Origin of the sequence: Belliella aquatica, from assembly GCF_014637795.1 — a bacterium.
GTDB lineage: Bacteria > Bacteroidota > Bacteroidia > Cytophagales > Cyclobacteriaceae > Belliella > Belliella aquatica.
The window spans coordinates 56,861-83,823 of record NZ_BMFD01000015.1 but is presented as its reverse complement, the minus strand read 5'-3'; the positions used below and the strand labels follow the sequence as shown (position 1 = coordinate 83,823).

Genomic DNA, 26,963 nt, shown 5'->3' with positions numbered 1-26,963 from the left:
CCATAACATAGGCAACATCACCAATTCATATCAGCGCATTAAATTGCAAAAAAAACTGATAGACTTTGAAAACACATTTCAAAACAATCGTAATCTCAGATGTCCACCTTGGCACCAAAGGTTCTAAGGCAAAAGAAGCTTCAAGATTTCTGAAGCAATACAGCTGTGAAAATCTTATCCTCAATGGTGACATCATCGATGGCTGGCAATTGAAGAAATCAGGTTCTTGGAAAAGGAAACACACCCGATTCTTTAATCGGATGCTCAAGATGATTGAGCAAGAAAACACGAAAGTTTTTTATTTACGTGGAAATCATGATGATTTTTTAGATCAAATCCTTCCGCTTCAGATAGGAAATCTGTCTATTCTTTCGGACATGATTTATGAATCAAATGGTAAAAAATACTTCATCACACACGGCGACATCTTTGATAGTGTGACTTCAAATTTTCGGTGGATTGCATATCTAGGTGATATGGGCTACACTTTTTTATTGTGGTTGAATAGAATGGTGAACTATCATCGAAGAAAAAGAGGTTTGGCCTATTTCTCTTTGAGTCAATATATCAAAGGAAAAGTAAAATCAGCAGTTTCTTACATCGACCAATACGAAGAAGAGCTTGCCAAGATGGCAAAAGCAAAAAAATGTGACGGAATCATTTGTGGCCATATTCATAAAGCAGAAAACCGAATGATTGATGGTATTGAATATTTAAATTCTGGAGATTGGGTTGAAACGATGAGTGCATTGGCTGAAGACCATGATGGAAACTGGCAATTGATCTATTACAATGAATTAGACTTCAGCAAAAAAGCTGATGAAGTACCTACTCCTAATTATCAGATCGTAGCGCCGAGCAACAATCAGGACTTTCGAACTGTAGCTTTCGATAAGCCAAACGACGATATATTACCACCTTTCAGATAAGAAGATGAAGTTTTTGTTTATTATTCAGGGAGAAGGTAGAGGGCATATGACACAAGCCATTGCTTTGGCTGATATCCTCGAAAATGCCGGTCATGAAGTCGTAGCTTCCTGCATTGGTAAAAGTAAGAGGAGAGAAATCCCAGCTTTTGTTTATCAAAACTTAAAGTCTCCAATTCATCCCATCGAAAGTCCGAATTTCGAGACAGATGCTAATCATAAACAAATCTTATTAGGAAAAACACTTCGCACAAATTTTTTCAAGATTCGTACTTTTCAAAGAAGTCTAAGAAAAATTGATGCTTTGGTTAAGGAGTTAGAACCTGACATAATTGTCAATTTTTATGACCTTCTTGGTGGGATGTATAATTTGATTTTTCGTCCAAAAGCTCAATTTTGGGTAATCGGTCATCAATACATGATTCATCATCCAGAGTTTAAGTTTGCGAAGGCCAAAGGGCTTGAAAAGCAACTTTTTAAGCTGAATACAAAACTCACCGCTATGGGTGCAGATAAGATTTTCGGATTGTCATTTATTGAATTAGAAAATAATCCAAATTCAAAATTCAAGGTAATTCCACCACTTCTTCGAAAAGCTATCTTTGATTTGGAAATTCAGGAAGGTGATTTTATTCTCACTTATATGGTCAATCCAGGTTATGGAGAAGAAGTCATTCACTTTGCTGAAGAAAACCCACAAATCAAGATTGAAGCTTTTTGGGATAAAAATGGTGTAGAGAAAATTTATCAGCCATCTCCAAATTTGATATTTCACCAAGTCGATGACAAACTTTTCTTACAAAAAATGGCAAGTTGTAAAGGACTCATCTGTACATCAGGATTTGAATCCATATGTGAGGCCATGTATCTCGGCAAACCCGTCATGATGATTCCTGTTGCCGGTCAATACGAACAAGCTTGTAACGCTTTAGATGCTATGGCAGCTGGAGCAGGAATAAGTCATTATGAATTTGATTTCAGACTTTTTGATCATTACTTATCAACGCATGAATTTGAAGAGAACGAGATGCGAACTTGGGTCAATTTACTTACCCAATCTATCAAAGAAGAGATCCACGCTTTAGAAACAAAATCGAATAGCAGAGGACCAACATTTTCTCCCAGATGGAAAATTAATCTAGGAAGTGAATGGGTGTGAGGTTTTTGAATTATTTATCATAGCACAGCCGATTAGATAAATTTTCATAAAGGTATATGAGGCATTATTAGCAATATAAATTGTAAAAATATAATTATAACAATCAAATTTTTGTAATTACATCTTTTTACAAACCTTAATTTATATCACCTAAAATTAGATTTTTAAATTATTTATTCTTTTCTTCGAATTCGCTCTAAAGCATATTTTCAACATTAAATAACTTTTTGCCAAATGAAACTCCTGACAAAAATATCATTTCTGATTCTGATACTAGTATCTTTTTCAAGCACATTACAAGCTCAGGTTTATATGGGTGGTGGACGTGTGATTAGTGTTTTTGGACCATCAGGACTTGATGAGAATCGAGGGTATGGCGCTATTATTCAACGACAAATATATTTGAAAGACAAAAAGCTTTCTCTTACACCCACCTTACAAGGCGCGCTTTTGACTAGTAGGAAAGATGTTCAATTTGGTCCTGAGTTTTATTCTTCAGTCTCATTCGGGACGCATTTGAATTTCGACATCATTGCTACAAACAAATTCAAACTTGCTCCATTTGTAGGGCCATCTCTAGTTTGGATTAGTGGAATTAGAGGACAAGGCGGAGCTTTGAATTCAGGTTCTATCGATATTTATCGATTAGGAATTGAAGGGGGTGTTTCATTAAGTTACATTCATTCAGAAAAATTTAGCGTGAAATCTATCCCTCTCACCTTCACGCGAGCAACCAAAAATTTTGGTCAAGGAAATATTTTTAGTTTGCTCTTCCAAATCATATAGAAATCCTTCATTTACCAAAATAATACAAACAAAACAAAATTTATCATTTTCTTTCACTCTCATTACAAGCATTTACTTGCAATTAAAACGATTGCGAAATCTTTTTTGCTGTTTTTTGTGCTTTCATATCGATTAGATTAAACTTCATCTCTTAAAAAATGGTAAATTTCGGATTGATAATCGGTAATCAAGTTGATGAATATAGAAAAGCAAAGGCTTCTAGAAGATAAAGAGAAGAAAAAACACTGGAAGAAGTGGGGCCCTTATTTAACAGAGAGACAGTGGGGAACAGTTAGGGAAGACTACAGTAGGGATGGATCTGCTTGGGATAACGTGACGCATGAGGAGGCACGAAGCAAAGCCTATAGATGGGGTGAGGAAGGAATAGGTGGGATTAGTGACCACAAACAAAAAATGTGTGTGAGTTGGGCTTTTTGGAATGGGAAAGATCCACTTATCAAAGAAAGACTTTTTGGTTTGACAGGCAATCAAGGAAATCATGGTGAGGATGTAAAGGAACTGTATTATTACCTCGATAGTACGCCGTCTCACAGCTACATGAAAATGCTCTACAAATATCCTCAGCAAGAATTCCCCTATGCTGACTTGGTATTTGAAAATAGAAAAAGAGGTAAAAAAGACAGAGAGTACGAACTCATCGATACAGGTATATTTGAAGAAGATGCTTATTTTGATATATTTTTAGAATATGCCAAAAAAGACGCGGAAGACATCGTGGGAAAGGCAACGGTACACAACAGAGGTAGCGAAGATGCGGAAATCTGGGTGATGCCAACAATCTGGTTTAGAAAAACCTGGTTTACAGGTCATGAACCATTTATGCCCAAACTCAGTAAAATCGATGAACATAGGATCAAGGCGTTTACGCCTAAAAATGGGAATTACTTTTTCACTTTTGATGGTGATCCTGAACTGAAGTTTTGTGACAACGAAACCAACAGAGAGCGACTTTATCACATCCCAAACGAAAAAAAATTCCTCAAAGATGGAATTAACGATTATGTCGTAGATGGTGATGATCGACATCTTAATCCTGAAAATTTCGGAACAAAAGCAGCCGCAATTTATAAATTAACTGTACCGGCAGGAGGAAGTGTCGAGGTCAAATTCCGCATGATGCACCAAAGTGCAGAAGGTGCTATTCAGCTATGTGAGGAAATTCTCGACGAAAGAAGAAAAGATGCAGATGAATTTTATCATGAAATTCAGAAAACCATCGAAGATGAAGATCTGAAAAGAATACAGCGTCAGGCCTTTGGGGGCATGATGTGGGGAAAGCAATTTTACTACTACAATGTAGAAAGATGGCTTGATGGAGATTCAGGAAGATATATCCCTCCTATTGAAAGGAAAAAAGGGAGAAATCATCAATGGAGACATCTTCAGAATTACGACATTATCTCCATGCCTGACAAATGGGAATATCCTTGGTACGCCGCATGGGATTTAGCTTTTCATTGTATTCCGATCGCGAGAATTGACCCCGATTTTGCAAAAGATCAATTGATACTCCTTCTCAATGAATGGTACATGCACCCGAATGGGCAAATGCCTGCATACGAGTGGAATTTCAGTGACGTCAATCCACCTGTTCATGCTTATGCAGTAGAAAGGGTGTATCAAATTGATAAGAAAATGAAAGGTGGAGTTGGTGATCAGGAGTTTTTGGAAAGAGCGCTTCACAAACTCATGCTGAACTTCACTTGGTGGGTGAATAGAAAGGACAATGATGGCAAAAACATCTTTGAAGGTGGGTTTTTGGGACTAGATAACATTTCCCTAATAGACAGAAGCCACGCAGCACTCTACAAAGGAAAATTGGAGCAAGCAGATGCTACATCTTGGATGGCTATGTTCTCCTTGAACTTACTAAGAATCTCCCTAGACCTTTGTGAATACAATAAAACCTACCAATATACAGCAACCAAATTTCTTGAGCATTTCCTCTACATCGCTGGGGCGATGAATAATATTTCGGGAGAAAATATCAGCCTTTGGGATGATGAGGACAATTTTTTCTATGATATTTTCCATATGCCTGGAAAAGATCCGAAAGTGATGAAAGTGAAATCCATCGTGGGAATCATTCCTTTCTTTGCTGTAGAACCGATTCGGGAAGAAATGTTCGAGAACTTGCCAGAATTCAAAAAGCGAATGGAATTTTTCTTAAAAGAAAAGCCGAAGCTTGCAGCCCTTGTCACAAGTTGGACCCAACCTGGGCAGGATAAAAGAAGACTTTTTGCCTTGTTGAGAGGACATAGAATGAAGAGTATTTTGGAAAAAATGCTGGATTCTGATGAATTTCTGAGCGAATTTGGAATTAGGTCTCTTTCTAAATTCCATGAAAAAAATCCTTACTCCATGCGAATCAACGGCGATGTATCGACGATATCATACATCCCTGGAGAATCTGACTCTTTGATGTTTGGGGGTAATTCCAACTGGAGAGGGCCGATTTGGTTTCCCATTAATTACTTGATTATCGAATCTCTAAAAAGGTATGATTTCTACTATGGCGGAGAATTTTCGATTGAATACCCAACAGGATCTGGAAATTTCTTAACGATGGATTTGATTGCCAAGGAACTGTCTTATCGATGTATGAAAATCTTTATGAAAGATGAAAATGGACACCGACCTTTCAATGGAGACAATAAGAAAATCCAGAAAGATCCACATTTTAAAGATCACATTCTCTTTTACGAGTACTTCCATGGGGACAATGGTAGAGGATTAGGTGCTTCGCATCAGACAGGTTGGACAGGTCTTGTAGCTGAGATGATTTATAAATTCCACAAAGTAGAAGAGAAAGAAGGCGATGCTGCTCCCCTATTTAGAATCTAACAGACTCGAAGCGGGTTGTGACGAGGTGGGCAGAGGATGCCTCTGTGGTCCCGTGGTGGCCGCAGCAGTGATTCTGCCGGCTAACTATGCACATGAATTGATCAATGACTCCAAGAAACTCAGTAAATCCAACAGAGAGTCTTTAATATTAGAAATAAAAACAAATGCCATTGCTTGGGCCGTGGCAGAAGCGAGCGTTGAGGAAATCGATGAGATCAATATCCTCAACGCTTCCTTTTTGGCTATGAATCGCGCAGTTGAGGCTTTGAGTGTCACACCTGAACATCTTTTGATAGATGGGAATAGATTTAAGACAAAGAGTAAAATCCCCCATAGCTGCATCATTAAAGGAGATGGAAAATTCGCCAGCATAGCAGCAGCATCTATCTTAGCAAAAGTGTACAGAGATGACCTGATGTGCTCATACGCAGAAAAATATCCTGGCTATGCTTGGGAAAGAAATGCAGGTTACCCTACCCAAGCCCACAGAGAGGGAATCAGAAAATTAGGACTGACGCCCATCCATCGAAAATTCTTCAAGCATTTGCCTGAGCAGATTAATCTGGAATTTTAAAAGCGCAATAGCATGTATCCTTGAGGGACATATTTGGTCAAAGTAGTCAACATGGATAAAGCAAGTTCAGCCTCATCTGAGACATCAGTTGGTTTCATTCCTCTAGCTATGAGTGACTGACCACAAACGTACAAGTCAACTCCAGAATCTTTCAATGCTTTAAAGACAGGTAAATTAGGATTCTTGACACCATAAAGTTTTTCATAATAAGCATCATTCAAAATAGTAAAAACCGCACCGCCATGTATGGCTACTTTAACGCTAATATTTTCATTTGACACTCCCGCTATTCCATGAAGATTGATCATTCGGGCGATATTATCAACCATTCTATTGATCTGCTTGGGATCATCTGAGGCAGAAACCAAATCAATGATGATTTTGTATTCTCCATCAGGATCAGGTCTTTCGGTTGCCTCAGGAATTTCATATATCCCCCCAAAGCCTTTTACAATTGGAAATTGGGCGGTTTGGGCTGCTGCAACTCCACAAATGATGAAATAAACTAAGCTTAAGACACGAACTTTCATGATATTGTTCTTTTTAATTCGGGTCAAAAGTTAGGTTTTTATAATTTTAATCCCTCCCCATTTAAATAAGAATAAATAAAAAAAGCCCCAATTTCTTGGAGCTTTTTGTGCGCACGAGAAGATTCGAACTTCCACACCCGTAAGGCACCACCCCCTCAAGATGGCGTGTCTACCAATTTCACCACGTGCGCGTGATAGTTTGCAAAAGTAGAAAGGAATGACCTTCCTTGCAAATCAATTTTTACATATTAAAGCGTAAAACTAGGTTTAAGCTCACTATCAAGCTCTTATTTTGCATAAACTTTTCCCTCTGCCGCCAAAAGTGTATTGTATAGCAAGGAAGCTATCGTCATTGGACCAACTCCGCCTGGTACAGGGGTGATTGCTGAAGCTTTTGCAGCCACTTCGTCAAACTTCACGTCACCGATCAATCTAAAGCCCGACTTTTTACTGGAATCTTCGACTCTATGAATTCCCACATCAATCACAGTTGCCCCTTCCTTCACCATATCAGCTGTAACAAACTCAGGCTTCCCAATCGCAACGATCAAGATATCCGCCGTCTTTGTGATTTCAGCAAGGTTTTGTGTTCTGCTATGTGTCAATGTTACGGTACAGTTTCCAGGATATTCATTTCTTGCCATCAAAATACTCATAGGCGAGCCTACGATATGACTTCTTCCGATTACCACACAATGCTTTCCTGATGTTTCTACGTTGTATCTTTTCAGCAATTCTACTATTCCATAAGGTGTAGCAGCCACATAAGCAGGCCATCCTAGGGTCATTCTCCCAACATTGGCAGGAGTGAATCCATCAACATCCTTTTCAGGCTTGATTTTGTTGGTTACTTTTTCCACAGAAATATGCTTTGGCAAAGGCAACTGCACAATCAATCCATCTATTTCAGGATTTTTATTGATTTCCTCTACAACTTTCAAAAGCTCATCCTCTGATACCGATTCCTCTAATCTCACCAAGGTAGACTGAAAGCCAACTTGCTCACAAGATTTCACCTTTGCTCCTACGTAGGTCTGACTTGCACCATCACTTCCTACCAAAATCGCAGCCAAATGGGGGATTTTCCCACCTTCAACTTTGATTTCCGCTACTCTAGCAGCAATTTCTGATTTAATTTCTTCCGAAGTTTTCTTACCGTCGATTAGAAGCATTTTGATTGTAGATTGTAAAATTATAAAATTGAAAGATTTTGAATATTGTTGTAAGGTTTGAAGGATTTAAAGTTAAAAAGTTTGGAGAGACTCCTCCAAACTTTCATGATTAACTCATATAAAATGACATCTTTTTTTAGATCTTTCAAATAGCAATTTAATTAACGTAGGATTAAAATTCATAATTCTCGAGGGTCAAATATATCGCGGTAAGCTTATTTCAATTTATATCGCAAAGAATATATCTTTCATTTACTTAACATGCACTTGCTACCCGAGTCTTATATCTTGTATCTTAAGTCTTACGTCTAGGTATTAGTCTAACTTCAACACAGCCATAAATGCTTCTTGTGGTACTTCTACATTACCAACCTGACGCATTCTTTTCTTACCTTTTTTCTGTTTTTCGAGGAGTTTACGCTTCCGGGAGATATCACCACCGTAACACTTGGCCAATACGTTTTTACGCAAAGCTTTTACAGTCTCTCTTGCAATAATTTTTGTACCGATAGCTGCTTGGATCGCAATCTCAAACATTTGTCTTGGCACCAATTCTTTTAATTTCTCACAAAGTCTTTTGCCCCATTCGTATGCTTTATCCCTGTGAACAATGGCTGAAAGCGCATCCACAGGTTCTCCGTTAAGCATCACATCTAAACGAACCATATGGGAAGGTTGATAACCCTTCAACTCGTAATCCAAGGAAGCATAGCCGCGGGAAATAGTCTTCAGCTTATCAAAGAAGTCAAAGACGATCTCTGCCAATGGCATGTCAAATTGCAACTCCACCCTTTCTGCTGTCAAGTAAACTTGATTTTTGATCTGTCCTCGCTTATCCATACAAAGCTGAATAACAGGACCTACATATTCTGAAGCTGTGATGATCGATGCCTTGACAAATGGTTCTTCGATATGCTTAAACCTCGTAGGGTCAGGCATATCTGATGGGGCATTGATTACTTCATAGGTATCATTGGTCATCAATGCTCTGAATTGGACTGAAGGAACTGTGGTGATCACAGTCATATCAAACTCCCGCTCCAATCGTTCTTGAATGATCTCCATGTGCAACATTCCTAAAAATCCACAACGGAAACCAAAGCCCAAGGCAACGGAAGTCTCAGGTTCCCACACCAAAGAGGCATCATTCAATTGCAATTTTTCCATTGAAGCCCTAAGTTCCTCATATTCGGTTGTATCTACTGGATAAATCCCAGCAAAAACCATTGGCTTTACGTTTTCAAAACCCTGAATGGCTTTGTCACATGGACGCTTGATATGGGTAATTGTATCACCAACTTTGATCTCTTTGGCAACTTTAACTCCTGAAATGAGGTAACCAACATTTCCAGCATACATCGTTTGTTGAGGAATCTGATTGAGACCTAAAATCCCAATTTCATCAGCCTCGTACTCTTTACCTGTATTGACGAATTTGATTTTGTCTCCTTTACTAATTGTCCCATTAAAAATACGGAAAATCACCTCCACCCCTCTGAATGGATTGTAAACAGAGTCAAAAATCATCGCTTGAAGTGGCGCATCTATCTCTCCTTTTGGAGCAGGCACACGAGTCACTACTGCTTTCAGAATATCGTCAATTCCAATTCCAGTTTTTCCCGATGCCAAAATAATATCCTCTTTATCGCAACCGATCAAATCGATCACTTCATCAGCTACTGAATCTGGATCAGCTCCAGGTAGGTCAATTTTATTTAAAACAGGAATAATCTCAAGATCATGACCCAAAGCAAGGTATAGATTTGATATCGTCTGAGCTTCAATACCTTGAGAGGCATCTACAATCAATAAAGCTCCTTCACAAGCAGCTATAGATCTGGACACTTCATAGGAAAAATCCACATGACCAGGAGTATCAATAAGATTGAGTGTGTACTCTTCTCCTTCATGCATGTATTTCATCTGGATTGCGTGAGACTTTATGGTAATACCACGCTCTCTTTCCAGATCCATATTATCCAACAATTGATTCTGCATATCCCTATCTGCAACAGTGTGGGTCTCCTGCAACAATCTATCCGCCAATGTACTCTTCCCATGATCAATATGGGCGATTATACAGAAATTTCTTATATTTTTCATATCTATTCAGGGTGCAAAAATAGGGAATTTTATGTGGATTAATAGTATATGTTCGGAGTATCCACGAGAAATTCAGCCTATTACTTTACTAATTACTTTTTATTAACTTAAATATTTAACAAATTCATACATAATGAAAAATCCTTGTTGAAGATCTTTGTTTAAAATACACCTTTATTCCTTTCTTTGCAGACTAATTTGAGAAAACATGAAATCGATCGCTGAAAAAAAGAAAAGCCAGAACATCGCTGAATACATCATATACATGTATCAGATGGAAGATCTAATTCGCGCCTACAATTTCAATATGGAAGAAATCAGGCAGTTTGTCATTTCTCATTATCCAATTTCTGATACTGAAAAAGACGAAACGAGGCTTTGGTTTGCAAGCATCTGTGAGCAGATGATTTCAGAAAAAATCACAACGTCAGGGCATCTTTCAAATGTTCAGGATATCGTAGATGATTTGGCAAAGATTCATTGGACATTATTAAAAACTGATAAGGAATATTTCGATACCTACAACAGTGCAAAGCCTTATGTCATTGAAATGATCATGGAGGCTGGAGATAAGCCTGTCGGAAATGAAATTCAAGTATGCCTCAATGCAATTTATGGACTTTTACTGGCTAAACTCAAAGGCCGAGAAATCCCAAAGGGTTACACGGAGGCAACAGAAGCTTTTGGCAATGTTTTGAGTTACCTGAGCTTTGCTTATGCAAATCAGAAATAAGAAATATTCATCCTGGTTAATCAGTATTCCAAAAACTCGTAAATACTCTTGTAATCTCCTTTTTCTTCAACATAGCCAAGAAAAGCATTGTAGAAGTCATTGCTGCTCAGCGTAGAGCTATCTCCGATCACAACCAATTTTCTTTTGGCTCTTGTCAACGCCACATTCATCCTTCTGGTGTCTGATAGGAATCCTATTTCCCCATTGGCATTAGAACGAACCAAACTGATAAAGATGATATCTCGCTCTTGTCCCTGAAAGCCATCTATAGAATCTATTGTCAAGAGTTCGGAAAATGACCTCAAATTTGGATAGTCATAACTCTCAAATATCAACTCTTGAAATTTTCTCACTTGTGCTCTGTAAGGAGAAATTAAACCGATATTCCAACCTTCTGTTTTGATTTTGCCTATCCCTACTCGTTTGAGCATATTTTCTAAGTATTTCAAGGTGAATTTGGCCTCTTCAGCATTCAGTGTGCTCAATGATTCTTTTTCTTGATGTTCACCAAAACCTGAACCTGCTGTATCTATGAACTCCAATACATGCTCGTCTTCTGAAAGGAAATGCAGACGCGTATTTTCTGCTGCTTCAAGATTATTCTTATAGAAAAACTTACTTGAAAAACCCATGATTTTCTCTGGCATGCGGTATTGGACGGTAAGCATTTTCGAAGCCTCAGGTTGTCTTTTGATTACTTTTTCAAAAAGTGTTTCACTCAAACCTGCTTTCGTAGCTTCATAAGACTTGATCGTCGGAGGAAGTTGGAAGTGATCACCTGTCATCACTACTTTGTCAGCTTTCATGATAGGAATCCAAGTGGCAGCTTCCAATCCTTGACCCGCTTCATCTATGAATACGTATGGGAATTGAATCCCTCTCAGGGCTTGGTTGGATGAACCCACAAGGGTGCTTGCGAAGACCTGAGTAGTCTGAAAGACATCATACATGATATAATTTTCAAGGTTATCAGCATCTTCCTTCATCCTAGTCGCTTCATCTAGCAAACGCTTTCTTTGGACTCTTTCCTCGTGACCGAAATTTCGCTTGTACTTTCGCCCTAATTTTCTGTATTCATCTACAGATTTTCTAAGTTTTTTGAGGTCTTTATAGCTTTCGTGCAAAGCAATCTTTGCATCCAATGTTTGGGCTAAAATCTTATCATCTACACGAGCAGGATGACCAATCCTTAAAGTAGAAACACCTTTATCCGCTAACTTCTCTACCAAAAGATCCACTGCTGCATTGCTAGGTGCACAGACTAGGACTTGTCTATTTGTCCTCAATGTATTTTGTATAGCTGCAATAAGCGTTGTTGTCTTACCAGTACCAGGAGGGCCGTGAATGATGGCGACATCATCACACTGATTGATTAGTCTTAGCGCTTGATTTTGAGCTGGGTTGAGTTCTTGTGTATCTGCATATACTTTTTGAGAAAAAGTGGGAAGAGATTCTCCTAAAAGAATTTGCTTCAACTCACCAAGTCTTCCTTTTTCGGCTTTAATCACAGACTTCATGGTCGACTCCATTTCTCTATAACTTGCTTCATCAAACAGGAGATCGACACCAATTTTTCCAGAATGAAGCCAGTCAGGAAATTCATTCCCTTGAAGGGTAAGAGTCATGACATCCCTTTTTACAAAATTAATCACACCATTGACTCTGAAATCATGACCTTGAAATCCATCTGCATTAGAAAAAACAGAAACCGATTTACCAGATTGGAATACATGAGACTGATTTGTGTCGAATCTCTCCAACTCTAGTATCAAGCGGTCACCAAGACCAATTTTTGATTTTTTTATTTGTAAAGGATACCAACATACTCCTTGTTCCTTTTTGTCTGATATTGAGGTATATAAAAACTTTTTTTTGTATTGCTCCAAATCTTCTTTCCACTCGAGCTGTAAAAGTTTTAATGAAGTTTTTAATTCTTCCTGTATATTCGGCATGAATCTTTAATTTTAGATCTAGAACCAAAAGAATATCGATGTGGTTTACTTTAAAATAAATATAATTTAAGTCTGTGAATTTCTTAGCACACGCATATCTTTCTTTCGATGACCCAAAGGTACTTATTGGTAACTTTATTGGCGACTTTGTAAGGGGGCCAATAGAAGATATATATGAGAAAGACATTGTGGTCGGTATTGTTCTACATCGTGATATCGATAAATTCACTGATCATCACCCGGTTGTAAAGGATGCTCAAGAGATGTTGAAACCTCAATTCGGGCGCTATGGAAGCGTAATTACAGACATGTATTTCGATTATTTTTTAGGCAAATACTGGAACAATTACCATCCTTTGCCTCTTGCGGAATTTGCCCAAAACACTTATTCTTTGGTAGAAAAATACCAAGAAATTCTTCCTGAAAATTTCTTGAAAGCATTCCAATACATGAAACATTACAATTGGCTTTATTCTTATTCCGAAATGGACGGTATCAGAAGAGCCCTTACTGGATTATCAAAGAGAACTCGTTTTGATTCGAAAATGGAAAAGGCACATATTTTTTTAGATGAAAATCACGAATTTTTGAGGGTACATTTTGGAGATTTCTTTGAAGATTTAGTAAAATTCTCTAAAAACAGATATCAAGTATTGAAATCAGAAATATGATTCACTGCAGACCTAAAAAAAACACCTATTTCTCATTGAGCCTTGTACTTTTGATCTTGATCAGTGGATTGATTTATATCCTAAACGATTTTGCCACAGCACGAAGCTTTGGTTTGATTTTTTATCTCGTCAGTGCTTCATTGCTCACAGTCGTTGTACTAATGCTTTTGGTTAAAATGATGGCAGGCTACAAATTTATCTCCGCTGGAAAAGAGAAAATCACCACCCGATTACCACTCAGAGGTCAAAGTAAAACTTACGATTTAAGCGAAATTCTAGCTTGGGACGAAGAGAAAATTATTGCAAATAAAAAAGAATTCAAGCAGCTTACCGTCGCTTTTTCTGACAAAACATCATTCACCATGAGCAATCACGAGCACGTGAATTATGAGGAATTCGTGCAATATTTGATAAAAAAATCAGGTAAAAAGCGCGTAAAGAATCGTTAGAATTTTGTTGAAAAAGACACTGTCATTGCTGTATTTCCTTTACTGAACCTCGCTGCAGGTAGATCGAAAATTGCTTCCTGTCCAATAAATTGCCTCAACTCCAGTCGAATCAATCCAGCAGGGTGAATCTGATAATCGATATTTGAAGATAAGCTAGAGACTTTTAATCCTTCACTCAAAATCACACCCGCGGGATCAGAATAATACTCAGCTCTTCCAGCTAAAGTGATTTTATCAGTGATCATTCTTTTTAGTGATGCTGTTATTCCAGTCCATTCATTCATAGATCCCGAAATAGTTGGCTCTATACCAAAATCTGTCCCTAGAGTTGCGCCCCATTTCCCAAAGTGATATTGTGCATAAAAATTATTGAAGAATCTATTTTGTCGGAAAGAACCTCCTTGTTCATTTCCAAAATAATTTGAGTAATTCAATTCTAGATTTTCAATAGGTCTGTAATTCACACCCAGTCCCAATCCAAGTGCTTGATTCCCTTGTATCCGCTGTACATTTTGCCAACCGTTTGTAAGCCAAAGGGTCAGATCGATCTGAGAGTTAAGTTCATAAGAAAATCGAGCTCCTGTCAAAAAATAAGGTGAATTTTCAGCCAAGAGACTCCTACTCAAATGCCAACAATCAGCTCCAATAGCACTTTCGAAACCAATATGTGAAGGCATAATCCCTACATCCAGCCAAAGTTTATCCAAAAGTTGAAAACCAACAGAAGCTTCATAGACCATCTGTGCCCAATTAGGTTCGTCAGCAAGATTAAATTGAGCATAGTTCCCTAACATCAATCCAAGGTTTGCTCTCATATTTCCATCTTGATAAGACGCTTGAAGCAAAGCTAAATTGACACTAAACTCATTATGCCTTTTGAAATTATAAAGGAAATCAGGTCGAAAATGATCATCAGGTTGGTTGAAATCATATGAAAAATAAGTTTCTAAATATCCTGAAAATGAAAATTTACTATCCTTATTTACTGTATTTTCTTGAGCCAGAAGGACACTAGACCAAAGCAGAATTAAAACAAAAAGCCCTTTTTTCATCAAAAATAAATATAAAGAAAAAAGCCTGAATTCATAAAATTCAGGCTTCTGATTATCGTTTTGTTCTGAAGCTTTTATCATAAAGCTCTATACTTTCTTGTATGATTCTATAGGCTTCATCTCTACCTAAGAAATCTTCTACTTTCACTTCTTTGCTCTCCAATTTCTTGTAATCTTCAAAGAATCTATGAACTTCTTTCATCAAGTGAGGTGGCAATTCGTCAATATCATTGATATAATTAACCGACTGATCATCAGCTGCTACTGCTATAATTTTATCATCCGCTTCGCCTCCATCTACCATTCTCATTACACCGATCACCTTCGCTTTAACTAAAGTCATCGAAGGAATATCAATCTGAGAGATAATCAGAATATCCAATGGATCATGATCTTCACAGAATGTCTGTGGAATAAATCCATAATTTGCAGGATAATGAACGGCTGAAAAAAGAACCCTATCTAGGATCAACATCCCTGTTTTCTTATCCAACTCGTACTTCCCTTTACTTCCTTTTGGGATTTCAATCACTCCCATCACATATTCAGGAGCATCTTTGCCAATTTGCACATCGTGCCATGGATTAATCATATCTAAAAACTTTAAATTTTCAATTTATAAATGGGGTGCAATTTACCTCCTATTCTCATTTTTATCAAAGCAAAAGCATTCTATTTTAAGAGGCGCTTTTAAATTATAATGAAAAGCGGGAAATTTCATATGGAAGTGACTTGATTTTTATTTTTTCAAAGACGGAAGTGATATTGTAAAAATAGTACCATGATCCAATTTGGACTCGAGTTTGATTTCACCACCCATTTGGATTACTGACTCTTTGACCATATAAAGTCCCAATCCAGAGCCTACATTCCTTTGCGTAGCACGATGAAAAAGATTAAATACCTCGGTATGGTATTTTTCGTCAATTCCAATTCCATTATCTTCTATTTGAATTAGTGCTTCTTTTTCATCTACTTTAATGATAAGCTTGATGAATTTACTATCGCCCTCAATTTTCTGAAACTTATAAGCATTGCTAAAGAGATTATTGAGAATTACTCTCAATTTGGCATCATCAGAGTAGAATTTTGTAGCTTGATTTATATTAATATCTATATTGATATCTTCCAAACCCCACTTTTCTTTGTATGCTTCTAATTGTTGATTGACAATTTCATCAAAAGATATTTCAGAGACCTTATTATCGATTTTGGTAGAGCGATAGAAGTCTAACATTTTATAAATAAAGTCATCCAATCTCAAGGTAGCAGAGTCAATCATGTCAAAATACTCCAAAATGCTTGGATCTTTTGCTTCCATTTTTGCCAACTTTGATACGCCCGAAATACTCATCAAAGGACCTCTCAATTCATGAGAAAGACTGTACACAAATTGATTCATTTCTGAATGTACTTTTTTCAATCTTTCATTTTTGTCTTTGAGTTCCTTCTTTGTAAAGTAGATTTCTGAGGCATTTTTGATTGCATTTTTGATTTGCTCAAGATTCCAAGGTTTATCGATAAATCTGTAAACCTCCCCTTTATTGATTGCATCAATTACACTTGCTATGTCAGAATAACCAGTCAAAAGAATCCTAATCGGATCAGGATTAATATGCATTAACTTTTCAAAAAATTCCACCCCTGTCAAGCCAGGCATTCTCTGATCCGCAATAACCACATGAAACTCCTCTTTTTCAGCAATCCTCAAACCATCTTCGGCGTCTATAGCTGTAATAATATGAAAATCTTTCCTCAAACTAGCTTTAAAAGAGTTTAAGTTATTATCCTCATCATCAATATATAAAACACGTATTTTATTAGTCATTTTGTGGCGTATTTTGATAAATCGGTAGGGTGATTATAAAATTGGTCCCCTTACCTTCGCTAGTATCTACTTCTAAAGTCCCCTTATGATTCTCAATAATAGTATAAACAATTGACAATCCAAGGCCAGTCCCTTTCCCTACTGCCTTAGTAGTGAAAAATGGTTCAAAGATCCTCTCCTTAACAGAGAGAGGCATTCCAGGCCCATTGTCTCCTATTTCTATCTTGATAAACTCACCAATTTGAGAAGTTTTTATAATTATTAATGGATTTGGATTATCAGCTAAATGATCCGTCAATGCATGGATGGCATTGGTAATGATGTTCATAAACACCTGGTTAATTTTACCAGCCAAGCATTCTATCATTGGTATTTCTGCAAAGTCTTTTTCAATTTTAATCCTCCCTGACATGGAGCTATTTAAAAGAACCAATGTACTATTGATTCCATCATGAATATCCACTTTTTTAACATCCTGTTCATCAACTCTTGAAAACAACCGAAGTCCTTTCACAATCTCTACGGTTCGTTTAGCTCCATCATCCATTCCCTTTAAAAGTTGATCGATCTCCGTCAAGATATAATCTAATTCAAGATCTTCTTCCAGGTCTTTTAGTTCTTTTTTGGTGTTTTCATTGAATTGCTCCTCACCTTTTTCCCGATAGACATCCACAATTTCCATCAAGTCTTTGATATCGCGCTTGAGTGGTGAAATATTGGAACTCACAAAATTGATCGGATTATTGATCTCGTGCGCGATTCCTGCTGTAAGTTGTCCCAAAGAAGCCATTTTCTCTTGGTTTACCAATTGTGTCTGCGTGTTTTGAAGATTTCTCAGGGTCTCTTCCAACTCCTCAGTTCTTACTTTCACCTTGGATTCCAAGATTTCATTTTGCTCCAAAATCAAACTTTCATTTTCTTTCAGAATCCTTAATCTTTCTGCCTGTTCGTCTTCTTTTTCTTTTTTCAAGATATTAATCTTATCAGCCAATGCCAAAGAAAGTAATATTGCCTCCATTGCCGTTCCCACAAGCATTGGGAAATTGGCAATCATGTTCAATTTTATCACTCCGTTTGATTGTAGTATAAACACAAAAAGCCCAATAAAGAAGAAAAACCAACCAATGATGAAATAATTTGCAGGTCGATATCCTTTCTTGGCTATAATTGTGGCAGTCAAAACAAATAAGACTATTACCATTAAACCAGAGACATCCGTTAATCCATAACTTAATTTTATATTCCCAAAGAGCCTTACTAAGAAAGCAAGTATGTAAACTCCAATATTTATAGCTAAAAACTTGTCAAGCAAAGGTGTGAATTCTTTTGTTTTTAAAAATTTACGCATAAACGTAATACCAGCAACTCCAGAAATAGAGGAAAAACCAATGATACTTAATTCATAAAGGCTAGGGTTTAGATTAAAAAAATAATAATAAGAATACCCCATTAAGGACGCTTGTGCTAAAGCTATAAACAATATATAAATAGAATATATGAAGTAAATTTTATCTCTAATTAGAAAAAACAAAATAAAATTGTATAGGAAAAGTGCGAACATTATTCCCAAATAGGCATTTATAATCAGCATTTTCTGATTATACATGAAATGAAAAGTGGTATATGAAGACACAGCAATCTCTACTGTTATTGGTTCATTACTTCGTATAGCAACGAAAAGCTGATCAATATTTTTATCCTGCTCTAATACAAAAAGGGGATTTGGACTTGAAAACAAATTAGATCTACCATAGTCAGATCCAGCCTTTCCCAACTCTTCTAATTCTCCTTGATCATTTCTCTGGTACAGGACAACTTCTCTGAAAGTTGGATTTCTAACCTCAAGTGCCAATTCACCATTTTCAAATAAAGCTGAGGAAATATCGAAACCTAAAAATGCAAAATTCTGATGACCTAAGTTTAGGGAAGTTGATTGTGGTTGAAGAATTTCTGTATATTCACTAAAAGAATCATCGTTGTACACAAAATACTCCTTTACTTCAAAAGTTGGTTCATTTCCTATTGAATTTAAAAAAGCCAAAACAGGAGCAAAAATAAATAAAGTAACTACTAACCCAATAATGAATGGTTGCTTATTTATTTGACCTTTTTTCATATTTTTCCCAAATTCAAATCAAACTCTACTTCCATATCTCCCATTTTACTGTTTAATATTTTTACTTGTTTAGGGTTTTTTCTCAAATCAAAAATAAATTCCTTGTCCTCTTCTTTAGCTCTATCAAGTGACTGTACATCATCCACTTCCATTATTGTAGCAACAAGCCCCTCCTTTGGGTATAAAAATGTTCCATTAGTGCCTAATTCTTCAATTACTCTCAATCCAACTGCCTGAGAATTTGCAACAGTATATGGAGAACAAAAAGCCATGAGACAATTTAAATTCAAAAAAGAGGTTAATGCTACTCCAATTCTAATTAAATAAATACTACCAATACCGTAACCAGACACTTCTTTCGAATTCCACAGGCCACAATATTCAGCAACTCTAAGATTGTCATACCTAGTCATATACTCGACTATACGTTCATCTTTTTCGAAAATCGCACCTTCTAGAGGTAATGGGAATTTAGAATCTCTTAATTGGACTCTTCCTCCGCCTAAGATATTTTTACCATCTTCTGATTCTACTAATAACAAATAAACATTCGGATTATTAACCCAAGAACGATCCGCAGAAGTAACCTTTGTAACTCCATAAGACTCTAATACTTTAAAATGACCTTGAATATACTTATCTGTATCCTCAGGTGAGGTTATTGCCTTAACAACCCTAATTTTTACTTTCATTCCGATTTCTAAATAAGGTGTCTAAATCAACATACTCTCTTCCGGAATTCAATCCATGACCACAAAGTATTCCCCTCGTAAAATGAGCACACATTGCACCTCCCATGATCACTGAAGAACCAAGCTGCGGCCAATTAGTAATAGTCTTACCCAATTCAAATATACTATTTTTACCTCTTTCAGATAAATTGTTGTAATCTAAAATAGACATTAAAATACTAGTTTTATTATGTTGCAAATTATCTTGGATTTCTTCCTCAGTTCCCAATTTGGATAATAAGCCATGAAATAATGGCCTATTTGGTTCCAAATCAAAGCGCTCAATATCTACCATTCCTCTATCACTGGTATCCATCAAAACTGGAATACCTAGACTTCTCGCTTTAAATCTTGCTTGTATCTTCACCTCCAAACTATCACACTCTTCAATTAATAAATCAAGCTGACCGGATTTGGTAAAGAAATCATGCATATTTTCTGTAGTGATCCCATCTTCATATATGATGACTTTCAAAAAAGGATCAATTTCTGAAATCTCTCTTTTTACCAAAGTGGTTTTCGGAACCCCTAAATTGACCACACTAGAGCGTAATCTATTCATGTTTCCTAACTCAAGTGTATCAAAATCTGCGATTCTCAACTCCCCAAAAGACCTTTCCATCGCTAGACTTATAGCTACACTCTGACCAACTGACAGCCCTATAATACCAATTTTTTTACTTGCTAATAAATCTTGCTCCTCTTGGGTAATTTTGAATTTATTCCTCACTGTACGAACAGCGATAAAATCTTCCTCTGGCAGCAAATGTACTAGGGTGCTTTTCCATGGATAGAAAACCCAAACACCGTAGGTTTCTTGATCATGCTCATTAAAAAAATCTTCAACGGCAACCGTCAGAGTCTCAGAAGACCAATTTTGGCTGGGATTTTGGAGTTTGATGAGTTCTGCAACTTGACTCTTTATTTCATCTAAAATTTGTATTTGTTGATTTTCTCGAAGCTGATGAATCAATTGCAAATCGCTAGGTGCATCAGGTCTCAAAATCACTGCTTCTTTTTGACTATTCAAATCAAGTACTTTATGGGTGATCATCTAATTATTTGCAGGTGATAGTTAGAGGTAAAGTTATATTTTTGTAGCTAGAATCATATAAAAAAAGGTAAAAATATTCACAGAAATGAATTTTATTTAGATATTTGGTAATAAGTGATAGAAAATGAAATATCTCTACCTCAGTAATGTCAAAAAACTCAAAAGTTGCAAATCAGTTTCCGACTAACTAACTTGCTTGAGATCCCATAAGAATTAGAAATCAATGTCTGAAATTAAAGAGGAAAAAATCAAAATTCTATACGTGGATGATGAAGAGAATAATCTTCAAGCTTTTAAAGCATCATTCCGAAGAGACTACAAGGTATATATCGCCATTTCGGCTCAAGTAGCTAGAGACTTTTTAAAGACTCAAGAGGTAGATATAATTATCACCGATCAAAGAATGCCCGAGGAAACAGGTGTGGACTTCTTAGCATCCATCATTCCTCTCTATCCCGATCCTATTAGGATTCTACTGACAGGTTATACTGACATTCAAGCAGTCATTGATGCTATCAACAAAGGTCAGGTTTATCACTACCTCACCAAACCTTGGGAAGAGGATTATATGAGAACAGTTATTAAAAATGCCTTTGAAATCTATGCATTGAGAAAAGAAAATAAAAAGCTCACAGAAGATTTGATCAAATCGAACGATCAACTTGAATTTTTACTTCGACAAAACTTACTTTCTTAATATCTAGCTGCCAATAGCAGTTGAAGTTCTTTGTGAGTCATCAGGAACTTCCTTGCTAAATGTGCATTTGTCAAACTTCCCCGATAGGTATAAACACCTTTCATAAACCATTTGTAATTAAAAATCATCTCCTCTGCTCCTTTCAAATCTGACATTTGAAGGAGTAAAGGGGTGAAAATATTGCTCAAAGCAACCGATGCTGTCCTCGAAACTCTCGAGGCAATATTCGGTACACAATAGTGAATAATATCATGCTTTAGATAGGTTGGAGAAGCATGGGTTGTCATCTCAGCAGTTTCTATACAACCTCCTTGATCAATACTCACATCTATAATAATACTTCCTGGCATCATTGCCGCTACCATTTCATTGGTAACAACTATTTTATTTCTTCCTTTTTCGGCCCGCAAAGCACCGATCACTACATCAGCCTCTTTTAATGCTTGTGCTAAAGTAATATTATCAATTGTTGAAGTAAAAACCTGCTGACCAAGTAGCTGCTTGATTCTCCTTAATTTATAAATATGATTATCAAAAATTTTAATATTGGCTCCAAGCCCCAATGCTGTCCGGGCAGCATATTCAGCGACAGTTCCAGCTCCTATAATTACAACTTGGGTGGGCGGTACACCTGTAATCCCACCAAGAATTAACCCCTTCCCATCATTGACACTACTCAAAAACTCAGAAGCAATCAACATCACCGTGCTCCCTGCGATCTCACTCATGGCTCTCACCACTGGCATTCCTCCCACTTTATCTTCCAAATTTTCGAAGGAGACTGCTGTTATTTTCTTTGAGTTAAGTGCATGGATATATTCTGCGCTTTGCTTTCCCAATTGAAGTGCTGAGATCAAACATGAACCTGGCAACATCTGATTGATTTCCTCCACCGTAGGTGGCTCTACTTTCAAAACTACTTCTGATTCAAAAGCCTCTTTTGCAGAGTAAACCACTTTGGCTCCTGCATCAGAATATTCCTTATCCGTAAACTTTGATCGCTTTCCTGCTTCTGTCTCTACGACCACTTTGAGTCCATTATTCGTCAAAAGCTTCACAGCTTCTGGAGTCAAAAGAACACGTTTCTCTTGTTCATCAAGTTCTTTCGGAATCCCAATTACGAAGTCGCCCTTTGATTTTTTAACCTTTAAGGACGCCTCTTTTGGAAGAATCTCAACAGTTTCGGTGGTATCAACCATGCTGCTTGCCATTTACGATTTTGGAAATATTTATTTCTCGTTTCCCATCATTATCTACTACTATTTCAAGGAGCATAAATGTATCAGGAATGTACTCAGGGATTTTTTCAGCCCATTCGATCCAACAATAAGAGCCTCCATAGAAATATTCATCTATACCAATATCCAAAACTTCCTCAGGATCTTCTATTCTGTAGAAATCAAAATGATAAAATTTATCGTTTGAAGCATTGATATATTCATTGACGATTGAAAAGGTAGGACTAGAGACAAGATCTTCAATCCCAAATTCTTTGGCGATTGACTTGATCAAAGTAGTCTTTCCTGCTCCCATTCTCCCCTTAAATATCCATATTTTTTCAGCTAAGCAATGCGCTGCAACTTCTTTGGCTACTTGAGGAATATCATCTAGATGATTACAATAGATTTTTTTCAATATATTAATTATTCTTTGGTATCAGATGAACTACCGGAATTATTATCTCCTCCAAAGACACCCCTCCATGCTGGAATGTGTCTTTATAGTAATTCACGTAGTAGTTGTAATTGTTAGGATATGCAAAGAAATAATCTTCCACGGCAAAAACATAACTTGTTGACACATTAAATCTAGGAAGTTTGGCATCTTCAGGCTTGCTGATTTCAAAAACTTTCCCACTTTCAAAGTTTAGATTCTTCCCTTGTTTGTATCTTAAGTTTGTCGTGACATTTTTATCGCCTATGATTTTGTATGGTTTGTTGACTCGTTTGGTACCATGGTCTGTGGTTACGATCACCTCCGCGCCTGCTGCACTGATTCTTTTGAAAAGCTCAAATAGCGAAGAATGCTCAAACCAGCTTTTTGTTAAAGAGCGATAAGCTGATTCATCTGGCGCCAATTCTCTGATCATCTTCATATCTGTCCTTGCATGTGACATCATATCTACAAAATTAAAGACGATCACATTCAGATCATTGGTCAATAAATTATGAAATTGATCAACTAAACTTTTACCTTGATAAGCTTGAAGAATTTTGTTGTAACTGTAGCGAATATTCAGTCTATTTTTATGGAGATTTTCTGCTAAAAACTCTTCTTCCTTATTATTCTTTCCCTCATCAGTATCCTCCCCTTCCCACAGATCTGGGTGAAACCTCGCCATGTCAGAAGGCATCATCCCACTGAACAGCGCATTTCTTGCAAAAGCCGTCGTCGTAGGTAAAATACTATAATAAGTATCATCTTCTTTTGTGTTGAAATATTCGTTGACTAAGGGCTCTAAAATCTCCCATTGATCTAACCTTAAATTATCAATCACTACAAAAAACAATGGCTTCCCTTCTTTCAAGTGAGGAAATACTTTTTCTTTCATCAAGTTTGGCGACAATAAAGGCTTGTCGGCTTTAGAATCATTCAGCCAATCTATATAGTTGTTTTTGATAAATTTGGCAAAAGCGGTATTGGCCTCTACTTTTTGAGATTCTAAGATCTCTTGCATGCTCTTATTTTCTGTCTTGTCAATCTCAAGCTCCCAATAAGTGAGTTTCTTGTATACTTCTGTCCATTCTTGATGTGTGGAAGCATCGCTGCATGCCGCACTGATATTCATAAAATCTTGTCTGTAAGAAAGATTTGTTTTCTCGGAGATCAATTGCTTGTTCTGAAGAATTTTTTTGACAGAGAGCAATATTTGGTTGGGATTAATAGGCTTGATCAGATAATCTGCAATCTTTCCGCCTATCGCATCGTCCATGATGTGCTCTTCCTCACTTTTGGTGATCATCACTACGGGAATTTGAGGTTTGATCATTTTGATCTGTTGCAAAGTCTCAAGTCCTGTCATTCCCGGCATCATTTCATCGAGAAAAATCACATCATAATTAGCTTCTTCTACTTGCTCGATAGCATCTATCCCACTATTTACGGTTTTGATTTCATAGCCTTTCTGCTCCAAAAAAAGTATATGTGGTTTTAATAGATCTATTTCGTCATCAGCCCAAAGGATTTTAAATTTTTGCATAAAATTTGGTTTAATTCTTTTAAAATTATAATTACTTTTGACTTCAATCAAATGTCAGAGACATTGAAAAGCCACAAAATATTAAATGATCCTGTTTATGGGTTCATCACAATTCCCAGTGAATTGATTTTTACTATTATTGATCACCCTTACTTTCAAAGGTTACGGCGTATCAAGCAACTAGGTTTGACAGATTTTGTGTACCCTGGTGCGCTTCATACAAGATTTCATCATGCGATCGGCGCTATGCACCTGATGAGTATTACTTTAGATAATCTCCGGAATAAAGGTAATGAAATTAGCGATGAAGAGTATGAAGCTGCACTGATCGCTATATTACTTCATGATATTGGTCATGGGCCATTTTCACATGCTTTAGAGTTTAGCTTACTCAAAAACATCCCGCACGAATCTCTTTCCCTTTTGGTGATTGATCTATTAAACAAACAATTAAACGGCCAATTAGATCTTGCCTTAAGAATTTTTAAGAATCAATATGAAAGAAAGTTCTTTCATCAGCTGGTATCGAGCCAACTCGACATAGATAGGCTAGATTATCTTCAAAGAGATTGTTTCTTCACGGGAGTATCAGAAGGAACCATAGGTGCAGATAGAATAATCAAAATGATGGCCATCAAGGACGATCAACTTGTGGTGGAAGAAAAAGGACTTTACAGCATTGAAAACTTTCTGAGCGCACGAAGACTGATGTATTGGCAAGTATATCTGCATAAGACGACTGTCAGTGCGGAAAAAATGCTGATCAACTTGATTTCAAGAGCCAAGGATGTGCAACAAGGTGGGAGAAATCTCTTTGCTTCAGAAGAATTCCTGTTTTTTCTCCAAAACGACATCACCTTACAGGATTTTCAGAAGTCCGATGTATTAATCAAAACTTTTCTAGAACTCGATGACTATGATATATGGGGAGCGATCAAACTTTGGAAAAAAGAACCTGATTACATTTTGAGAAATATTTCTCAGATGTTTCTTTCTCGCAATCTCTTTAAAATTAATTTGAGTAATGAGGCGTTTTCGAAAGAAGAGTTGGATTCTATGATAGAAAAAACCCAAAAAAGACTTCAAATTCCCAATGAAGATATGAAATATTTCTTTTCTCACGGATCAATCAGCAATAATGCTTACGTGGCTCAGGAGAGAATACACATCTTAACCAAAAAAGGAGAAATCATTGATGTCGCCCAAGCTGCTGACTTACCAAACATCAAAGCAATGAGTAAAATTGTAAAAAAACATTATGCTTGTCGGGCTAAAAATTTAATTTTGTAGATAATAAATAAAATTCAATATGGAGTTTACCATAGAACAGGTTGCAGCGCTTTTGAATGGCAAGGTTGAAGGCGACGGATCTGAGAAAGTTAATAGACTTGACAAAATCCAAGAAGGAAAACCTGGAGGATTAAGTTTTTTGGCCAATGAAAAATACGAGACATACATTTATGAAACCGAGGCTTCAGCGGTGATTGTCTCAGAAGACTTCCAAGCAAAAAAAGCAATTTCAACGAATTTAATAAGGGTAAAAGACGCATACACTGGCTTCACTCAAATTTTGGAAGCCTATGCTCAATTTACTAAATACAGCAAATCTGGTCTAGAAGAACCTGCCTTTATGCACGAAAGCAGCACTATTGGTTCTGATTTTTATAGAGGTGCATTTTCTTACATTGGGAAAAATTGCTCCATAGGAAACAATGTCAAAATCTACCCTAATGTAAGTATTGGAGACAATGTGAAGATTGGTGACAATTGTATTATTCAGTCTGGAGTGAAAATTGGTCATGATTGTATTATTGGGTCTAATTGTGAATTTCATTCTGGAGTTGTCATCGGATCTGATGGTTTTGGATTCGCTCCGCAAGCCGATGGAACATACAAAACTATTCCTCAAATAGGGAACGTGATCATTGAAGATAATGTGAATATTGGGGCAAATACCACAGTAGATCGGGCAACAATGGGCTCAACTATTCTTCGAAAAGGAGTGAAACTGGATAATCTCGTACAAATTGCTCACAATGTAATCATCGGAGAAAATACAGTTATTGCTGCACAAACTGGTATTTCTGGGTCAACAGAAATAGGCAAAAACTGTGTCATTGCTGGAAAAGCAGGAATCGTGGGACATATAAAAATCGCTAACAACACAACCGTGGGAGCAAATACGGGAGTCAGCAAATCAATTGTTGAACCTGGCCAAACCTTATTTGGTTACATGGGATTTGAAATGAAATCGTTCTTAAAATCTTATGCAATATTTAGAAATCTGCCCTTACTTCAAGACAGATTGAGAGAACTGGAAAAAAAACAATAAATTTACGGTCTCAAATTTAAAAGCTAGAGTTCAA

Annotated in this window: 24 protein-coding genes and 1 tRNA gene; 11 read left to right on the top strand and 14 right to left on the bottom strand. The window is 36.8% G+C overall.

What is annotated here, in order from left to right; genetic code table 11:
• Nucleotides 1-65 precede the first annotated feature (65 nt).
• The 5 genes from IEV57_RS16210 (at nt 66) to rnhB (ending at nt 6,310) form a co-directional block, all read left to right on the top strand.
• Complete coding sequence (locus tag IEV57_RS16210; protein WP_188444093.1) at nt 66-929, top strand: UDP-2,3-diacylglucosamine diphosphatase; 864 nt, start codon at nt 66-68, stop codon at nt 927-929.
• A gap of 4 nt (nt 930-933) precedes the next feature.
• Nucleotides 934-2,085: a glycosyltransferase family protein gene (locus IEV57_RS16205; protein WP_188444092.1), complete on the top strand. Its 1,152-nt coding sequence runs from the start codon at nt 934-936 to the stop codon at nt 2,083-2,085.
• A gap of 234 nt (nt 2,086-2,319) precedes the next feature.
• Nucleotides 2,320-2,871, top strand: a complete 552-nt coding sequence (locus IEV57_RS16200) for a hypothetical protein (RefSeq protein ID WP_188444091.1) — start codon at nt 2,320-2,322, stop codon at nt 2,869-2,871.
• Nucleotides 2,872-3,066: 195 nt separating this feature from the next.
• On the top strand, nt 3,067-5,736 hold the full coding sequence (locus tag IEV57_RS16195; protein WP_188444090.1) for an MGH1-like glycoside hydrolase domain-containing protein: 2,670 nt from the start codon (nt 3,067-3,069) through the stop codon (nt 5,734-5,736).
• Nucleotides 5,711-6,310: a ribonuclease HII gene (rnhB, locus tag IEV57_RS16190; protein ID WP_188444089.1), complete on the top strand. Its 600-nt coding sequence runs from the start codon at nt 5,711-5,713 to the stop codon at nt 6,308-6,310. Before IEV57_RS16195 ends, rnhB begins: the two co-directional genes overlap by 26 nt.
• Here the strand turns inward: rnhB and IEV57_RS16185 are convergent.
• The 4 genes from IEV57_RS16185 to lepA form a co-directional block, all read right to left on the bottom strand.
• On the bottom strand, nt 6,307-6,840 hold the full coding sequence (locus IEV57_RS16185; RefSeq protein ID WP_188444111.1) for a DsrE family protein: 534 nt from the start codon (nt 6,838-6,840) through the stop codon (nt 6,307-6,309). The two genes, rnhB and IEV57_RS16185, sit on opposite strands and share 4 nt — an antisense overlap.
• A gap of 108 nt (nt 6,841-6,948) precedes the next feature.
• A tRNA-Leu gene (locus IEV57_RS16180) sits at nt 6,949-7,031 on the bottom strand.
• A gap of 96 nt (nt 7,032-7,127) precedes the next feature.
• Complete coding sequence (locus IEV57_RS16175) at nt 7,128-8,012, bottom strand: bifunctional 5,10-methylenetetrahydrofolate dehydrogenase/5,10-methenyltetrahydrofolate cyclohydrolase (protein WP_188444088.1); 885 nt, start codon at nt 8,010-8,012, stop codon at nt 7,128-7,130.
• A gap of 315 nt (nt 8,013-8,327) precedes the next feature.
• Complete coding sequence (gene lepA, locus IEV57_RS16170; protein WP_188444087.1) at nt 8,328-10,115, bottom strand: translation elongation factor 4; 1,788 nt, start codon at nt 10,113-10,115, stop codon at nt 8,328-8,330.
• 208 nt (nt 10,116-10,323) lie between these two features.
• Between lepA and IEV57_RS16165 the strand changes: the two genes are divergently transcribed.
• Complete coding sequence (locus tag IEV57_RS16165) at nt 10,324-10,848, top strand: DUF4924 family protein (protein WP_188444086.1); 525 nt, start codon at nt 10,324-10,326, stop codon at nt 10,846-10,848.
• Between the two features lie 20 nt (nt 10,849-10,868).
• On the opposite strand, the gene IEV57_RS16160 is transcribed toward IEV57_RS16165, so the two are convergent.
• Nucleotides 10,869-12,800, bottom strand: a complete 1,932-nt coding sequence (locus IEV57_RS16160) for an AAA domain-containing protein (RefSeq protein ID WP_188444085.1) — start codon at nt 12,798-12,800, stop codon at nt 10,869-10,871.
• Between the two features lie 74 nt (nt 12,801-12,874).
• Here IEV57_RS16160 and IEV57_RS16155 point away from each other — a divergent pair, with 74 nt between their 5' ends.
• Both IEV57_RS16155 and IEV57_RS16150 read left to right on the top strand, forming a co-directional pair.
• Nucleotides 12,875-13,471, top strand: coding sequence for an acyl carrier protein phosphodiesterase (locus tag IEV57_RS16155; protein WP_188444084.1), 597 nt, complete (start codon nt 12,875-12,877; stop codon nt 13,469-13,471).
• Nucleotides 13,468-13,920 carry a hypothetical protein gene (locus IEV57_RS16150; protein ID WP_188444083.1) on the top strand — a complete coding sequence of 151 codons (453 nt, stop codon included), beginning with the start codon at nt 13,468-13,470 and terminating at the stop codon, nt 13,918-13,920. The genes IEV57_RS16155 and IEV57_RS16150 overlap by 4 nt, the downstream gene beginning before the upstream one ends.
• On the opposite strand, the gene IEV57_RS16145 is transcribed toward IEV57_RS16150, so the two are convergent.
• The 6 genes from IEV57_RS16145 to IEV57_RS16120 all read right to left on the bottom strand — a co-directional run bounded on the left by IEV57_RS16145 (nt 13,917) and on the right by IEV57_RS16120 (nt 20,701).
• Entirely contained in the window at nt 13,917-15,053 is a 1,137-nt protein-coding gene (locus IEV57_RS16145; RefSeq protein WP_229744540.1) for a porin, read from the bottom strand. The genes IEV57_RS16150 and IEV57_RS16145 overlap by 4 nt on opposite strands.
• A complete protein-coding gene (locus IEV57_RS16140) occupies nt 15,025-15,564 on the bottom strand; it encodes an inorganic diphosphatase (protein ID WP_188444082.1) in 540 nt (179 codons plus the stop codon). Before IEV57_RS16140 ends, IEV57_RS16145 begins: the two co-directional genes overlap by 29 nt.
• Before the next feature lie 147 nt (nt 15,565-15,711).
• Nucleotides 15,712-16,800 (bottom strand): hybrid sensor histidine kinase/response regulator, encoded by a 1,089-nt coding sequence (locus IEV57_RS16135; protein WP_188444081.1) that lies wholly within the window; start codon nt 16,798-16,800, stop codon nt 15,712-15,714.
• The gene (locus IEV57_RS16130; RefSeq protein ID WP_188444080.1) at nt 16,793-18,916 is read right to left on the bottom strand and encodes a 7TM diverse intracellular signaling domain-containing protein; all 2,124 of its coding nucleotides are present in this window, start codon (nt 18,914-18,916) and stop codon (nt 16,793-16,795) included. Before IEV57_RS16130 ends, IEV57_RS16135 begins: the two co-directional genes overlap by 8 nt.
• Nucleotides 18,913-19,608: a hypothetical protein gene (locus IEV57_RS16125; RefSeq protein WP_188444079.1), complete on the bottom strand. Its 696-nt coding sequence runs from the start codon at nt 19,606-19,608 to the stop codon at nt 18,913-18,915. The genes IEV57_RS16130 and IEV57_RS16125 overlap by 4 nt, the downstream gene beginning before the upstream one ends.
• On the bottom strand, nt 19,592-20,701 hold the full coding sequence (locus IEV57_RS16120) for a ThiF family adenylyltransferase (RefSeq protein WP_188444078.1): 1,110 nt from the start codon (nt 20,699-20,701) through the stop codon (nt 19,592-19,594). The genes IEV57_RS16125 and IEV57_RS16120 overlap by 17 nt, the downstream gene beginning before the upstream one ends.
• 223 nt (nt 20,702-20,924) lie before the next feature.
• Between IEV57_RS16120 and IEV57_RS16115 the strand changes: the two genes are divergently transcribed.
• Nucleotides 20,925-21,398 (top strand): response regulator, encoded by a 474-nt coding sequence (locus IEV57_RS16115; protein WP_188444077.1) that lies wholly within the window; start codon nt 20,925-20,927, stop codon nt 21,396-21,398.
• On the opposite strand, the gene IEV57_RS16110 is transcribed toward IEV57_RS16115, so the two are convergent.
• From IEV57_RS16110 to porX, 3 genes are read right to left on the bottom strand one after another with little or no spacing between them, the layout of a single operon-like run.
• Entirely contained in the window at nt 21,395-22,597 is a 1,203-nt protein-coding gene (locus IEV57_RS16110) for an alanine dehydrogenase (RefSeq protein ID WP_188444076.1), read from the bottom strand. The two genes, IEV57_RS16115 and IEV57_RS16110, sit on opposite strands and share 4 nt — an antisense overlap.
• On the bottom strand, nt 22,590-23,033 hold the full coding sequence (gene tsaE, locus IEV57_RS16105) for a tRNA (adenosine(37)-N6)-threonylcarbamoyltransferase complex ATPase subunit type 1 TsaE (RefSeq protein ID WP_188444075.1): 444 nt from the start codon (nt 23,031-23,033) through the stop codon (nt 22,590-22,592). The genes IEV57_RS16110 and tsaE overlap by 8 nt, the downstream gene beginning before the upstream one ends.
• A gap of 4 nt (nt 23,034-23,037) precedes the next feature.
• Complete coding sequence (gene porX / locus IEV57_RS16100) at nt 23,038-24,597, bottom strand: T9SS response regulator signal transducer PorX (RefSeq protein ID WP_188444074.1); 1,560 nt, start codon at nt 24,595-24,597, stop codon at nt 23,038-23,040.
• A gap of 51 nt (nt 24,598-24,648) precedes the next feature.
• On the opposite strand from porX, the gene IEV57_RS16095 reads away from it, so the two are divergent.
• Together IEV57_RS16095 and lpxD are read left to right on the top strand one after the other, a co-directional pair.
• A complete protein-coding gene (locus tag IEV57_RS16095) occupies nt 24,649-25,887 on the top strand; it encodes an HD domain-containing protein (RefSeq protein ID WP_188444073.1) in 1,239 nt (412 codons plus the stop codon).
• 19 nt (nt 25,888-25,906) lie between these two features.
• On the top strand, nt 25,907-26,929 hold the full coding sequence (gene lpxD, locus IEV57_RS16090; RefSeq protein WP_188444072.1) for a UDP-3-O-(3-hydroxymyristoyl)glucosamine N-acyltransferase: 1,023 nt from the start codon (nt 25,907-25,909) through the stop codon (nt 26,927-26,929).
• The last annotated feature ends 34 nt before the right edge of the window (nt 26,930-26,963 follow it).